This is a genomic window from Curtobacterium luteum (genome assembly GCF_001475545.1).
GTDB lineage: Bacteria > Actinomycetota > Actinomycetes > Actinomycetales > Microbacteriaceae > Curtobacterium > Curtobacterium luteum_A.
This window is the reverse complement of sequence record NZ_LDQC01000083.1, coordinates 1-12,655: the sequence shown is the minus strand read 5'-3', so window position 1 is coordinate 12,655 and position 12,655 is coordinate 1. Positions and strand designations below refer to the sequence as shown.

At 70.7% G+C, this 12,655-nt stretch carries 12 protein-coding genes; 6 read left to right on the top strand and 6 right to left on the bottom strand.

Annotation, left to right across the window (positions count from 1 at the left end):
• The first annotated feature begins 4 nt into the window (after nt 1-4).
• The 6 genes from NS184_RS13885 to NS184_RS13860 all read left to right on the top strand — a co-directional run bounded on the left by NS184_RS13885 (nt 5) and on the right by NS184_RS13860 (nt 5,513).
• Nucleotides 5-1,243 carry a glycosyltransferase family 4 protein gene (locus tag NS184_RS13885; RefSeq protein WP_242863066.1) on the top strand — a complete coding sequence of 413 codons (1,239 nt, stop codon included), beginning with the start codon at nt 5-7 and terminating at the stop codon, nt 1,241-1,243.
• Between the two features lie 75 nt (nt 1,244-1,318).
• Nucleotides 1,319-1,768 carry a succinate dehydrogenase, cytochrome b556 subunit gene (gene sdhC / locus NS184_RS13880; RefSeq protein ID WP_083513716.1) on the top strand — a complete coding sequence of 150 codons (450 nt, stop codon included), beginning with the start codon at nt 1,319-1,321 and terminating at the stop codon, nt 1,766-1,768.
• A 9-nt stretch (nt 1,769-1,777) separates the two neighbouring features.
• Nucleotides 1,778-2,224, top strand: coding sequence for a succinate dehydrogenase, hydrophobic membrane anchor protein (gene sdhD, locus NS184_RS13875; RefSeq protein WP_058726699.1), 447 nt, complete (start codon nt 1,778-1,780; stop codon nt 2,222-2,224).
• Nucleotides 2,225-2,265: 41 nt separating this feature from the next.
• On the top strand, nt 2,266-4,074 hold the full coding sequence (sdhA, locus tag NS184_RS13870; RefSeq protein WP_058726698.1) for a succinate dehydrogenase flavoprotein subunit: 1,809 nt from the start codon (nt 2,266-2,268) through the stop codon (nt 4,072-4,074).
• Complete coding sequence (locus tag NS184_RS13865; protein ID WP_058726697.1) at nt 4,074-4,847, top strand: succinate dehydrogenase iron-sulfur subunit; 774 nt, start codon at nt 4,074-4,076, stop codon at nt 4,845-4,847. The genes sdhA and NS184_RS13865 overlap by 1 nt, the downstream gene beginning before the upstream one ends.
• Nucleotides 4,848-4,871: 24 nt before the next feature.
• The gene (locus NS184_RS13860; RefSeq protein ID WP_058726696.1) at nt 4,872-5,513 is read left to right on the top strand and encodes a TNT domain-containing protein; all 642 of its coding nucleotides are present in this window, start codon (nt 4,872-4,874) and stop codon (nt 5,511-5,513) included.
• 309 nt (nt 5,514-5,822) lie between these two features.
• Here the strand turns inward: NS184_RS13860 and NS184_RS13855 are convergent, their stop codons facing one another.
• The 6 genes from NS184_RS13855 to ptsP all read right to left on the bottom strand — a co-directional run bounded on the left by NS184_RS13855 (nt 5,823) and on the right by ptsP (nt 12,611).
• Complete coding sequence (locus NS184_RS13855; protein WP_083513715.1) at nt 5,823-6,476, bottom strand: DUF805 domain-containing protein; 654 nt, start codon at nt 6,474-6,476, stop codon at nt 5,823-5,825.
• A 115-nt stretch (nt 6,477-6,591) separates the two neighbouring features.
• A complete protein-coding gene (locus NS184_RS13850; RefSeq protein ID WP_058726695.1) occupies nt 6,592-7,536 on the bottom strand; it encodes an NADP-dependent oxidoreductase in 945 nt (314 codons plus the stop codon).
• Between the two features lie 118 nt (nt 7,537-7,654).
• Nucleotides 7,655-8,812 (bottom strand): mannitol-1-phosphate 5-dehydrogenase, encoded by a 1,158-nt coding sequence (locus NS184_RS13845; protein WP_058726694.1) that lies wholly within the window; start codon nt 8,810-8,812, stop codon nt 7,655-7,657.
• Nucleotides 8,809-9,246, bottom strand: coding sequence for a PTS sugar transporter subunit IIA (locus tag NS184_RS13840; protein WP_022907882.1), 438 nt, complete (start codon nt 9,244-9,246; stop codon nt 8,809-8,811). Before NS184_RS13840 ends, NS184_RS13845 begins: the two co-directional genes overlap by 4 nt.
• Before the next feature lie 85 nt (nt 9,247-9,331).
• The gene (locus tag NS184_RS13835; RefSeq protein ID WP_058726693.1) at nt 9,332-10,879 is read right to left on the bottom strand and encodes a PTS mannitol transporter subunit IICB; all 1,548 of its coding nucleotides are present in this window, start codon (nt 10,877-10,879) and stop codon (nt 9,332-9,334) included.
• A gap of 76 nt (nt 10,880-10,955) precedes the next feature.
• Nucleotides 10,956-12,611 carry a phosphoenolpyruvate--protein phosphotransferase gene (ptsP, locus tag NS184_RS13830; RefSeq protein WP_083513714.1) on the bottom strand — a complete coding sequence of 552 codons (1,656 nt, stop codon included), beginning with the start codon at nt 12,609-12,611 and terminating at the stop codon, nt 10,956-10,958.
• Nucleotides 12,612-12,655 lie beyond the last annotated feature (44 nt).

Here is a 12,655-nt window from a genome sequence, read left to right as displayed (position 1 = left end):
CACCATGAGCGCACGCAGCGTGGAGCGCGGCACGTCCCAACGGACCGTCGCCGTCGTGACCGAGAGCTTCCTGCCCACCCTCAACGGCGTGACCACGAGCGTCATCGCGGTGCTCGACCACCTGCGGCTCCGCGGCCACAGGGCGGTCGTCATCGCGCCGGACACCCCGGGCATCGCGCAGCTCCGACCGAAGGACCACGTCGAGCGGTTCAACGGCTACGACGTGCACCGCGTGCCCGCGGTCGCCTACCGCCAGTTCCCGGTCGCCCTCCCCCACCCGGTCCTCGACACGATCCTCGCCGCCTCCGGCGCCGACGTGCTCCACGCCGCGAGTCCGTTCCTGCTGGGCGGGCGCGCCATCACGGCGGCCGGGAGGCTCGGCATCCCCTCCGTCGCCGTCTTCCAGACCGACGTGGTCGGGTTCGCCCGCCGCAACGGCCTGACCGCGACCGTCCCGCTGGTGCGGAGGATCCTCGGGCGGATCCACGAGGGGGCGTCGTTGACGCTCGCCCCGTCGAGCGCCACCGCGGCGATGCTCGCCGAGGACGGCGTCCCTCGCGTCGCGCGGTGGGGCCGCGGCGTCGACACCGCGCTGTTCCACCCCGGACGCCGCGACGCGGCGCACGTCCGCGCGCTTCGGCGGCGGCTCGCCCCGGGTGGGGAGACGATCGTGGGGTACGTGGGGCGGCTCGCACCGGAGAAGGAGGTCGAGCGGCTCGCCGAGCTCGGCGGGATCCCGGGCATCCGGGTAGTGGTGGCGGGAGGGGGTCCCTCCCGGCCGCTGCTGGAGCGTCGCCTCCGGCACCTCGACGTGCACTTCACCGGGCCGCTGCGGGGCGACGTGCTGGCCGACGCCTACGCGGCTCTCGACGTCTTCGTCCACACCGGGCCCGCCGAGACCTTCGGGCAGACCCTGCAGGAGGCGCACGCGACGGGTCTGCCGGTCGTCGCACCCGCGTCCGGCGGGCCGGTCGACCTCGTCGCTCCCGGACTCGACGGCGACCTGTACGACCCCGACGAGCCCCAGGGGCTCCGCCGGGCGGTGCTCCGGCTCCACCACGACCGTGCGCTCGCGGCCCGGATGGGATCGGCCGGGCGGCTCCGCGTCGAGGGGACGACGTGGGAGGCCGTCGGCGACCAACTGCTCGCGCACCACGACACGGCGCGGACGATCGGGGCGCCGCCGGCGGCGGCGCGGGCGGTCCGGGCACGTTGGCACGAGAACGTCAGTGCGCGAGCATAGGATGGGGGTGTTCCACAGAACACCAACGGCAACGGCTCGCCGATCGGCGGGCCCGTCCTACGGGAGGACTCGCTCATGGCCGAGCAGACCGCAGGGGGGACGGCAACCGCTGAACCCCGCGTGACGATCGAGGCGCCCCGCGCCTCTCGCACGCCGCAAGGCACCCTGTACCGGGCTTCGACCGGGATGTGGTCGTGGGTGCTCCACCGCATCACCGGCGTCGCGATCTACTTCTTCCTGCTCGTGCACATCCTCGACACGGCACTCGTGCGGGTCTCCCCCGAGGCCTACAACGCGGTGATCGGCCAGTACAAGACGCCGATCATGAACCTGGGCGAGATCGCCCTCGTCATGGCGATCGTGTTCCACGCGTTCAACGGGCTGCGCATCATCCTGGTGGACTTCTGGTCGAAGGGGCCGAAGTACCAGCGCGCGATGTTCTGGATCGTCCTCGTCCTCTGGGCGATCGCGATCGCGGGCTTCCTGCCGCGCCAGCTGATGAACCTCGTCGCGGACTTCCAGTAGGAGCACCAGATGACCACGCAGACCATCGAACCGCCCCGCAGCGCACAGGCTGCCCGCCGGACCACCAACTGGGAGAAGTGGGGCTGGATCTACATGCGCGCGTCGGGCGTCCTGCTCGTCGTGCTGATCTTCGGCCACCTCTTCGTGAACATGGTGGCGGGCGAGGGCGTCAAGCAGATCGACTTCGCGTTCGTCGCCGGCAAGTGGGCGAACCCCTTCTGGCAGGTGTGGGACTCGCTGATGCTGGTCCTCGCACTGGTGCACGGCTCGAACGGCATGCGGACGATCGTCAACGACTACGTCTCGAAGCCGGGCATCCGGAAGACGCTCCTCGTCGCGATGCTCATCGCGTGCGTCGCGCTGATCGTCCTCGGCCTGCTCGTGTGCTGGACGTTCGACCCGTGCCCCGCCGGCGCCGCTGCCGCGGACCTGCCGTCGTTCTGCCCGGCCCGCTAGCAGCTCCGAACGCCCGCTCCACCCCTGAACGAAAGACCCCCGTGCCTGCAAACACCCCGTCAGACATCACCGTGCACCACCACCAGTTCGACATCGTCATCATCGGCGCGGGCGGCGCTGGCATGCGCGCTGCCATCGAGGCCGGTCCGAAGGCGAAGACGGCCGTGATCTCGAAGCTCTACCCGACGCGTTCGCACACCGGTGCGGCGCAGGGCGGCATGGCGGCGGCCCTCGCGAACGTCGAAGAGGACTCGTGGGAGTGGCACACGTTCGACACGATCAAGGGCGGCGACTACCTCGTCGACCAGGACGCCGCCGAGATCCTCGCGAAGGAGGCCATCGACGCCGTCATCGACCTCGAGAACATGGGCCTGCCGTTCAACCGCACGCCCGAGGGCAAGATCGACCAGCGGCGCTTCGGCGGCCACACGCGCGACCACGGCAAGTCCCCCGTGCGCCGGGCCTGCTACGCGGCGGACCGCACGGGGCACATGATCCTGCAGACGCTCTTCCAGAACTGCGTGAAGCTCGGCGTGAACTTCTTCAACGAGTTCTACGCGCTGGACCTCATCATGGTCGACGTCACGGGCGACGACGGCGTCACCCGCAAGCAGCCCGCCGGCGTCGTGGCGTTCGAGCTCGCGACCGGTGAGCTGCACGTCTTCCACGCCAAGGCGATGATCTTTGCCACCGGTGGCTTCGGCAAGATGTTCAAGACGACGTCGAACGCGCACACGCTCACGGGCGACGGCGTCGGCATCGTCTGGCGCACCGGACTCCCCCTCGAGGACATGGAGTTCTTCCAGTTCCACCCGACCGGGCTGGCCGGCCTCGGCATCCTCCTGACCGAGGGCGCCCGCGGTGAGGGGGCGATCCTCCGCAACGCCTCGGGCGAGCGCTTCATGGAGCGGTACGCCCCGACCATCAAGGACCTCGCACCACGCGACATCGTCGCCCGGTGCATGGTGCAGGAGGTCGCCGAGGGCCGTGGCGCCGGTCCGAACAAGGACTACGTGCTCCTCGACTGCACGCACCTCGGGGCGGAGGTCCTCGAGACCAAGCTGCCGGACATCACCGAGTTCGCCCGGACCTACCTCGGTGTCGACCCGGTCGTCGAGCCGGTGCCGGTCATGCCGACCGCGCACTACGCGATGGGCGGCATCCCGACCAACGTCAAGGCCGAGGTCCTGTACGACAACACCACGGTCGTGCCCGGGCTCTACGCCGCCGGCGAGTGCGCCTGCGTGTCCGTGCACGGCTCGAACCGCCTCGGCACGAACTCGCTGCTCGACATCAACGTGTTCGGCAAGCGCTCGGGCAACAACGCGGCGGAGTACGTGCAGACCGCCGAGTTCCTGCCCCTTCCGGAGCACCCCGAGCGGGGCGTGAAGGACATGCTCGACCAGCTCCGCGCGTCGACCGGCACCGAGCGCGTGGCGGCGCTCCGCAAGGAACTCCAGGAGGAGATGGACCGGAACGCGCAGGTGTTCCGGACCGACGAGTCGCTCGCGAAGGTCACCGAGACGATCCACGAGCTCCGGAACCGGTTCCTGCAGGTCTCCGTGCAGGACAAGGGCAAGCGGTTCAACACCGACCTGCTCGAGGCCGTCGAGCTCGGCTTCCTGCTCGACCTGGCCGAGGTCGTCGTCTACTCCGCCCGCAACCGCAAGGAGAGCCGCGGCGGCCACATGCGCGACGACTACCCGAAGCGCGACGACGAGAACTACATGCAGCACACCATGGCGTACCTGACGGGCGACCCGCACTCGTCACTCGCCGACGACCACATCACGCTCGACTGGAAGCCCGTCGTGGTGACGCGCTACGAGCCGATGGAGAGGAAGTACTGATGACCGACACCCTGGTCTCCGACGCCCCCCGCACCAAGACCGTGCAGGACGCCCCTCCCGGATCGTTCCCCGTCACGATCATCGTCCGCCGGTTCGACCCGGACGTCGACGACGAGCCGCGCTGGCAGGACTTCGACGTGATGATGCTGCCCACCGACCGCATCCTCGACGCACTGCACCAGATCAAGTGGGAGCAGGACGGTTCGCTCACGTTCCGCCGCTCCTGCGCGCACGGCGTCTGCGGCTCGGACGCGATGCGCATCAACGGTCGCAACCGTCTGGCGTGCAAGACCCTCATCAAGGACCTCGACGTCTCGAAGCCGATCTACGTCGAGGCCATCAAGGGGCTGCCGCTCGAGAAGGACCTCGTGGTCGACATGGAGCCGTTCTTCGCGTCCTACCGCGAGGTGCAGCCCTTCCTCCAGGCATCCTCCGCCCCCGAGAAGGGCAAGGAACGCGTGCAGTCCGTCGCGGACCGCGCCCGCTTCGACGACACCACGAAGTGCATCCTCTGCGCCGCGTGCACGTCGTCGTGCCCGGTGTTCTGGACGGACGGGCAGTACTTCGGCCCGGCGGCGATCGTCAACGCGCACCGCTTCATCTTCGACTCGCGCGACGACGCGGCCGACGTGCGTCTCGACATCCTCAACGACAAGGAGGGCGTCTGGCGCTGCCGCACGACCTTCAACTGCACCGACGCGTGCCCGCGCGGCATCCAGGTCACGAAGGCGATCTCGGAGGTCAAGCAGGCGATCATGCGGGGGAAGGCATAGGTCGCACCCGGTAGGCTCGCGCCCATGACGTTCGCGGAGACCCGCCCCATCCTCGACCAGCTCGGCTACACCGTCCGGTACGTGCAACTCCCCGGGGAGACCCTGCACGAACCGCCGGTCGAGGGGGCGCTCCGCATCACCCAGGTGGGTGCCGCCGAGTACGCGCTCGAGGTCGTCGACTACGGCACCGCACGCCGACTGGCGACCGCGAACGGCGAGGAGGACGCGGTCGAGATGCTCCGGCGCTTCCTCAACCGGCCGTTCCCCGCGCCGCGCGACATCCCGCGGCACGAGCTCGACGGGCTCCGCGACCGTGCGGCCTCGACGTACCCGCAGCTCGCGCAGCAGGTGTCACAGGCCGGCGAACGGGGGCTGACCATCCAGATCCCGGCCGGCGTGCCCGTCGACCGCGTCGGCGGACCGGACGGGTACCTCCTGCACCCGCTCGACACCCCGCTCCCCCAGCGCTCGTTGCCGCCGCACGTGGCGTCGGCACCGGAGACCCACCGCTACGTCGTGGAGCGGCCGTTCCTCGTGACGGTGCGGTTCGTCCAGCCGTGGTTCGACCAGCCCGGCGGTGCGATGCGCTTCGAGACGGCCGACCCGTCGGTCACCGTGCGCGACCTCGTCGTCGACGGCTCGCTCGCTCGCGTCCGCGTGGTCTGACGCCGCCCGACCGGGACCGCCTGAACCGCGCCCGCACGACGCGCCCGCGCCGCGTCCACCACGCCCGCCGCGTCCACACGAGCAACGCCCGTCCGAACCACGCGTCTTCGCGGTTCGGACGGGCTTCGCTTGTGCGCCGCCGAGCGGCGCCGCATCTGCGCGCCGCCGAGCGGAACCGGATCCGTGCACGGCTGGTCGGCAGCGATCGCTCGGACCCGACGTCCGTGCCGGCGCCACAACCGCGCCGCAGACGCGAACGGCCCTCCCGGGCGTCCGGGAGGGCCGTTCGTCGTCGAGGCGGAGGGTCGCTCAGCCCCGCTGGGGCTGGTCGAACCGCGCGCCCTCGGGCTTCGAGGGGAGCAGGTAGAGGACGAGCAGGATGATGCCGCCGACGAACGGGATGAGGCCGAGGAAGAAGAACGGACCAGCGAAGTTCGCGTCGTGCAGTCGGCGCCAGGCGAGGGCGATGTTCGGCACGATCGTCGCGAGACCCCAGAGCCCGAGCAGGATCCCGCCGATGACGAACAGTGCCGACGGGGAGGTCATCACCGCGCTGGTCGAGTAGCCCGTCGAGACGGTCCGGTACTCGGACGTCGCCGCACCGATCCCGTAGATGGCGTACAGGACGGCGAACACGATGACGTTCGCCAGGTACCACCACCAGAACTCGCTCCGGCTCGCACGCCCGTCGAACCGGACGTACTTCTTGAAGAACCGCTTCACCGCGTTCGGGAACGAGATGCCGTACCAGGGCGCCCAGAGCGGCGGCTCGCCGTTCGGACCGGTCGGCGCAGGCTGCCCGTACTGCTGCTGCCCGTACTGCTGCTGCCCGTACTGCGGTTGGCCGTACTGCGGTTGGCCGTACTGCGGCTGCTGTCCGTACGGCTGCTGCTGGCCGTACGGCTGCTGCTGGCCGTGCGGGTCCTGGCCGTTCGGGTTCTGCGGCGGGTACTGGTCGCTCATGTTCGAATCCCCCTGCTGACTCGCGGTTCGAGATCGGGCTGCCCTGACACCTCGCCGGGGCGCTGCCGAGTCAACCAGACGCAGCGCGCGCGCGTCCGGTGTGTGACGCCCCCGATCAGGGGACGAGCGCGAGCTTCCCGCCCGGGTGCTGCGACTCGAGCAGTTCGGCGGCGGCCTTCGCCTCCGCGAGCGGGAACGTCCGTGCGACCGGCACGACGAGCTGCCCGTCGCCCGCGAGGTCGATGAGCCGCTGCCGCACCGAGTCCCGGAACGCCTTGCTCTCCGGCTGCGCGCCGCCGACCGCGCGGATGCCGTCGGCCTCGGCGCGGCCGAACGCCGCGATCGTCACGATGCGGGAACGGTCCGCGACGAGCGCGAGCGACACGTCGACCGCCTCGTCGGTGCCGACGCAGTCGAGCGCCACGGTGACGCCGTCACCCGTCCCGTCGCCGACGAGCGCGCGGACGCGGTCCTCCAGCCCGTCGCCGTAGGCGATCCACTCCCCGCCGAAGTCCGCGACGACGTCGGCGTTGCGCTCCGAGGCGGTCCCGATGACCCGTGCCCCGAGCAGGTGGAGCTGCTGGAGGAGGCTGACCCCCACGGCCCCCGCAGCGCCGTGCACGAGGACGGTGTCGTCGCCGGAGGCCCGGGTGACGCGGAGCATGTCGGCCGCGGTGGTCCCGGCGAGGAGGAGGTTCGCGGCCTCGGGGAAGCCGAGCGTCGCTGGTTTGGTGAACACGTCGCGTGCGGGCACGGTCAGTTCCTCGGTCCACCCGCCCTCGACACGGAACGCGAGGACCTCGTCGCCGACGGCTCCCCCGCCCGAGGCGATCTCCGTGTCGGGGCCGATCGCGCTGATGGTGCCGGCGACCTCGTAGCCGACCGCGATCGGCAGGTCGGACGGGTCGCCCTGCCGTGTGTGCTTCGTGTCCGCCGGGTTCATGCCCGCGGCGCGCACCGCGATGGTGACCTCGCCGGGGCCCGGCGCGGGCACCTCGGTGTCGGTGAACTCGAGGACCTCGCTGCCGCCGAACCGCGGTGCCACCCAGTGCTTCGTCATGCGCACGACGCTACGCGCCGCGCCCGCGAGGGGACCCGGCCGTGCGTCGCACCCGCTGACGGACTGGAGGCACGGTGCCAGCCGGCACCGTGCCTCCAGTCGGACGACGCGAGCGTCGTCAGGCGCGGGCCTGGCGCACCCGGTCCGCGAACGCAGCGTGCAGCGGGTGCTGCTCGTCGAGCCCGGTGATCTCCGAGGCGACCTCGCCGTCGGTCTTGTCCGACCGCAGCAGATCCTGGAGCTGGACGCTCTGCTCGTCGTCGGCGACGTCGAAGCGGAGTGCCGCACCCATGGCGTCGAGCAGGGCGGTCGGTTCGGTGCCGTCCTCGGCGAGGGCCGCGGCCGGCGAGACGAACCGCTCGTCGCGGGAGAGCTTCCGCAGCGGCTGTCGGCCGACCCGCGTGACGGTGTCGGGCAGGTGCGGGTTCTCGAACCGGGCGATGATCGCCTCGACGTAGGCGCGGTGGACCTCGGGGTCGAGCTCGTGGCGACGGACGAGCAGTTCGCTCGTCTCGGCGAGGACGGACTCGAGTTCGGACCGCACCGCCGGGATCGCGATGGCGTCGGCGATCTTGTCCGCCCCCGCGACGTACCCGTGGTACGCGACCGTCGCGTGGCCGGTGTTGACCGTGAAGAGCTTCCGCTCGATCGACGCGGCGAGTCCGTCCACGTAGTGCGCACCCGGGATGTCGGGCTCGGACCCGTTGAACGGGGTCCGGTCGATGGCCCACTCGTAGTAGGTCTCCACGGTGACGTCGAGTCCGGCGCCCTCCGGCTGCGCGGGGACGATGCGGTCGACCGCGGTGTTCGCGAAGACCACCTTGGCGAGCGCCTGGTCGCGGGTCTCGGCGGGCAGCGCCTCGACGATGAACTCGCGGAGCCGGTCGGTGGCGTTGATGGCGTTCTCGCACGCCATGACGGCGAGCGGCGGTGCTCCGGCGTCGCGCTGCTGCAGACCGGCGGCGATGACCGGCGCGATGAACTTCAGCACGTTCGGGCCGACGGCGCAGGTGACGACGTCCGCGGCGGCGACCTCGGCGATGACGCCCTGCTCGTCCTGCGCGCTGTTCAGCGCGCGGAACCCGGTGACCTCGTGGTCCTTCGCGTCCTGCCCGACCTCGTGCACGGTGTACGAGTCGGCCGCTGCGAGGGCGTCGATGAGCGGGGCCGCGACGTCGGCGAAGACGACCTCGTACCCGGCCTCGTGCAGGAGCAGGCCGACGAAGCCGCGGCCGATGTTGCCCGCGCCGAAGTGGACGGCGGTGCGGTCGCTCACTCGTTGACCTCGCCGAGGATCGACAGGATCGCGGCGGTGTCCGGCGCGTCGGTCAGCTTCTGGACCTCGTCCTCGTCGGAGAACACGATCGCGATCTTCGAGAGGATGTCGAGGTGCTCGTTGTTGACGCCGGCGATGCCGACGACGAAGCGCACGGGGTTGCCGTCCCAGTCGATCGGGGTGGCGTAGCGGATGAACGACAGGGCCGACGACTTGATGGCGTCCTTCGCGTCGTTCGTACCGTGCGGGATGGCGAGGAAGTTGCCCATGTACGTCGAGACGCTCTTCTCGCGCTCGAGCATCGCCGGGTAGTAGTCCGCGGTGACCGCGCCCGCAGCCTCGAGGATCTCGGCAGCCTCCTTCATCGCCTCCGACTTGGTCGGGGCGGTGTCCTCGGTGTGGATCCGGATCTGGCTCTCCTGCAGGACGGGCATCGGGGTTCTCCTTGCTTCGTGACGTGACGTCGTGGACGTGTGGAGGGGACGAGCCGTGGCCCGTCCCCTCCGATACTGCACTTGGTTACTGGTTCTTGAGCTGTTCGACGACCTCGTCGTACTGCGGCGCGTTCATGAAGTTGCCGACGGACACGTGCTGTGCCCCCGGGTTCTTCTGCCGAGCACGGTCGGTGAGCTCCTCCTGCGTGATGATGAGGTCCTCGGTGCCGTCGAGGTTCGCGATCGCCTTGTTGACGACCGTGACCCCTTCGATGCCCGCCTTCTTCACCTTGTTGCGCAGGACGCTCGCGCCCATCGCGCTCGAGCCCATGCCGGCGTCGCAGGCGAACACGACGTTCTCGACGCGCGTGGCGGTCGCGGTGGTCGCCGAGCCGACGCCACCGAGGGAGGCCTCCGCCTCCTCCTCGTTCGCCGGGCTGTTGTTGCCGAGCAGACCGGAGGTCGCGGCGTTGACGTCGCGGCCCTTGTTGGCCTGCAGCTTCGCCATCGCGGCGCTCATGTCGCCGGCGTTGCCCGCGGCGAGGTCACGCTTGCGTGTGGCGAGCAGGAAGAACGACGCGACCGCGAAGGACACACCGGCCGAGAGGATGACCGAGAGGATCACGCCGAGGAAGCTGTCGCGCGGCGTGTTGCCGAGCACGGCGATGATCGAACCCGGTGACGCGGGAGCGGTCAGGCCCGAGTTGAAGATGACGTTCGTCAGGACGCCGGTGCCACCGCCGAGGATGACCGCGAGGAACAGGACGGGCTTCTGCAGCACGTACGGGAAGTAGATCTCGTGGATGCCGCCGAAGAACTGGATGATGATCGCGCCGGGAGCGGTCGAGCGAGCGATGCCGACACCGAAGAAGGTGAAGGCGAGCAGGATGCCGAGACCCGGGCCGGGGTTCGCCTCGAGCAGGAACAGGATGCTCTTGCCGGACTCCTTGACCTGGTCGACGCCGAGCTGGTCGAGCACGCCGTGGTTGATGGCGTTGTTGAGGAAGAACACCTTCGCGGGCTCGATGAAGATGCTGGCGAGCGGCAGCAGCGAGTGCTGGATGAGGAACTCCACGGCGACGCCGAGGCCGTCCGCGATCGCGGTGAAGACCTTCGACAGCCAGAAGAAGCCGGCCATGAACAACCCGAAGCCGAGGATGCCGGCGGAGTAGTTGTTCACGAGCATCTCGAAGCCGGGGCGGATCTTGCCGTCCCAGAGGCGGTCCATCTGCTTGACCAGGTACGCGCCGAGCGGGCCGCAGATCATGGCGCCCAGGATCATCGTCGTGCCGGAGCCGAGGATGACACCCATCGCGAAGATCGAACCGACCACGGCACCGCGGGTCTCGTAGACCATGCGGCCGCCCTGGATCGCGATCGCGAGCGGGATGAGGTAGGTCAGGATCGGGCCGACGACGCCGACGACGCTGCCGTCACGGGATCCGCCGAGCGCGGCGACCGGGGTCCAGCCGTCCGGGATGAAGAAGGCGGTGATGATGCCCCACGCGATGAAGATCGCGATGTTGGGCATCACCATGCCGGAGAGGAAGGTGCCGAACTTCTGCACGGCGACGCGTGCGCCGCCCCGCGACTTCGCGGGAGCGTCGGGCGCTGCAACGGACGACGTTGTCATGTGCCTGGCTTTCTGTGATGGGTGCTGCAGTGGTGGAGGGGTGGGGGTGCTGCTGTGCTGCGGTGGTGCTGCTGGCTCAGACGGCGTGCGCGGCGGCCGCGGCGGACTTGGCGGCCGCTGCGGTCGACGCGGCGAGTGCCGCCTTCGCCATCTCGCGGGCCTGGTCGAGCGTGTGCTTGCCGAGTTCGGCGCGCACGTCGGCGAGGGCCGCGGGGGTCATGGACAGGGTGGTGGCGCCCAGGCCGACGAGGACGACGGCGAGGAGCGGGTCGGCCGCGGCCTCGCCGCAGATGCCCACGGCCTTGCCCGCGTCGGCGCCGGCCGCACCGAGCTGTGCGACGAGCCGCAGGACGGCGGGGTGCCACGGGTCCTGGTAGGACGCGACGGTGCCGAGCATGCGGTCGGCGGCCATCGTGTACTGGGTCAGGTCGTTCGTGCCGATCGACACGAAGTCGGCGGAGGTGAAGACCTGCTCGGCCATGAGTGCGAGCGAGGGCACCTCGGCCATGACACCGGCGGTGCGGATGCCGAGCTCGCGGGCGAGGGTCACGAAGTACTCGGTCTCCTCGGCGTCGGCCACCATCGGGGCCATGACCCAGAGGTCCGCCTCGGTCTCGGCGTCGGCCTGCGCGAGCGCGGTGAGCTGGTCGCGGAGGACCTCCTCGTGGTTCCGCAGCGCGCGCAGTCCGCGACGGCCGAGTGCCGGGTTCTCCTCGTCCTTGTCGGTGAGGAAGGGCAGCGGCTTGTCGGCGCCGGCGTCGAGCGCGCGGACGACGACCTTCTTGCCGGGGAAGGCCTCGAGCAGGCGCTTGTAGGACTCCTGCTGCTCGGCGACGGTCGGGGCCTTCGGCGAGTCGAGGAAGAGGAACTCGGTGCGGAAGAGCCCCACGCCCTCCGCACCGAGAGCGACGGCGCCCGCGGCGTCGGCAGGGCTGCCGAGGTTCGCGAGCAGGGGCACGGTGTGGCCATCGGCCAGGGCACCGGCGGTGAGGGGGGCCTCGGCGGCGGCGAGGCGGTCGGCGATCCGCTGCTCCACCTCGGCGACGAGCTCGGCGGACGGCTCGGTGACGACCGTGCCGGCGGCGGCGTCGACGACGACCTCGGTACCGTCGGCGAGCTGGTCGGCACCCGTGACGCCGACGATCGCGGTGATGCCCTTGGCCCGGGCGAGGATCGCGGTGTGCGAGGTCGGACCGCCGTCGCGCGTGACGAGGGCGAGCACCTTGTCGAGGTCGAGGAGTGCGGTGTCGGCCGGGGCGAGGTCGCGGGCGACGAGCACGAAGGGGGTGTCCGACTCGGGGACACCGGGGGCCGGCACGCCACGGAGCTTGGCGATGATGCGCTGCGCGACGTCGTCGAGGTCCGCCGCACGCTCCCCCATGTACCCGCCCATCTGGACGAGGAGGTCGCGGAACTGACCGAAGGCCTCGAAGACCGCACGCTCGGCGTTGGTGCCGCCGTCGATGCGGGCGTGCACGTCGTCGAGGAGCGTCGGGTCCTGCGCCATGAGCGCCTGGGCCTCGAGCACGGCCTGGGCGTCGCCGCCGGCGAGCTGTCCGCGCTTGTTGAGGTCCTCGGCCACCGCGGCGAGCGCCCCGGCGACGGCCTGCTTCGCGTCGTCCGCCGAACCGACCAGCGCGTCCTGCGACGGTGCGCCGAGCGGGTCCGCCATCCGGAGGACCGGTCCGTGGGCGACGCCACGGCCGACGCCGGTGCCGAGCAGTTCGGACATTCGAGACTCCTTCATCTCACGCGCGGTGCGGTGGGGTGGTGCGG

Excerpts from the sequence above, each read along its gene's own strand:
- ptsP (WP_083513714.1), bottom strand. The coding sequence starts at position 12,611 with ATGTCCGAACTGCTCGGCACCGGCGTCGGCCGTGGCGTCGCCCACGGA.
- NS184_RS13855 (WP_083513715.1), bottom strand. The coding sequence starts at position 6,476 with ATGAGCGACCAGTACCCGCCGCAGAACCCGAACGGCCAGGACCCGCAC.
- NS184_RS13840 (WP_022907882.1), bottom strand. The coding sequence starts at position 9,246 with ATGCCCGTCCTGCAGGAGAGCCAGATCCGGATCCACACCGAGGACACC.
- NS184_RS13860 (WP_058726696.1), top strand. The coding sequence starts at position 4,872 with ATGACGTTCGCGGAGACCCGCCCCATCCTCGACCAGCTCGGCTACACC.
- NS184_RS13885 (WP_242863066.1), top strand. The coding sequence starts at position 5 with ATGAGCGCACGCAGCGTGGAGCGCGGCACGTCCCAACGGACCGTCGCC.
- NS184_RS13835 (WP_058726693.1), bottom strand. The coding sequence starts at position 10,879 with ATGACAACGTCGTCCGTTGCAGCGCCCGACGCTCCCGCGAAGTCGCGG.
- NS184_RS13850 (WP_058726695.1), bottom strand. The coding sequence starts at position 7,536 with ATGACGAAGCACTGGGTGGCACCGCGGTTCGGCGGCAGCGAGGTCCTC.
- NS184_RS13865 (WP_058726697.1), top strand. The coding sequence starts at position 4,074 with ATGACCGACACCCTGGTCTCCGACGCCCCCCGCACCAAGACCGTGCAG.
- sdhD (WP_058726699.1), top strand. The coding sequence starts at position 1,778 with ATGACCACGCAGACCATCGAACCGCCCCGCAGCGCACAGGCTGCCCGC.
- sdhC (WP_083513716.1), top strand. The coding sequence starts at position 1,319 with ATGGCCGAGCAGACCGCAGGGGGGACGGCAACCGCTGAACCCCGCGTG.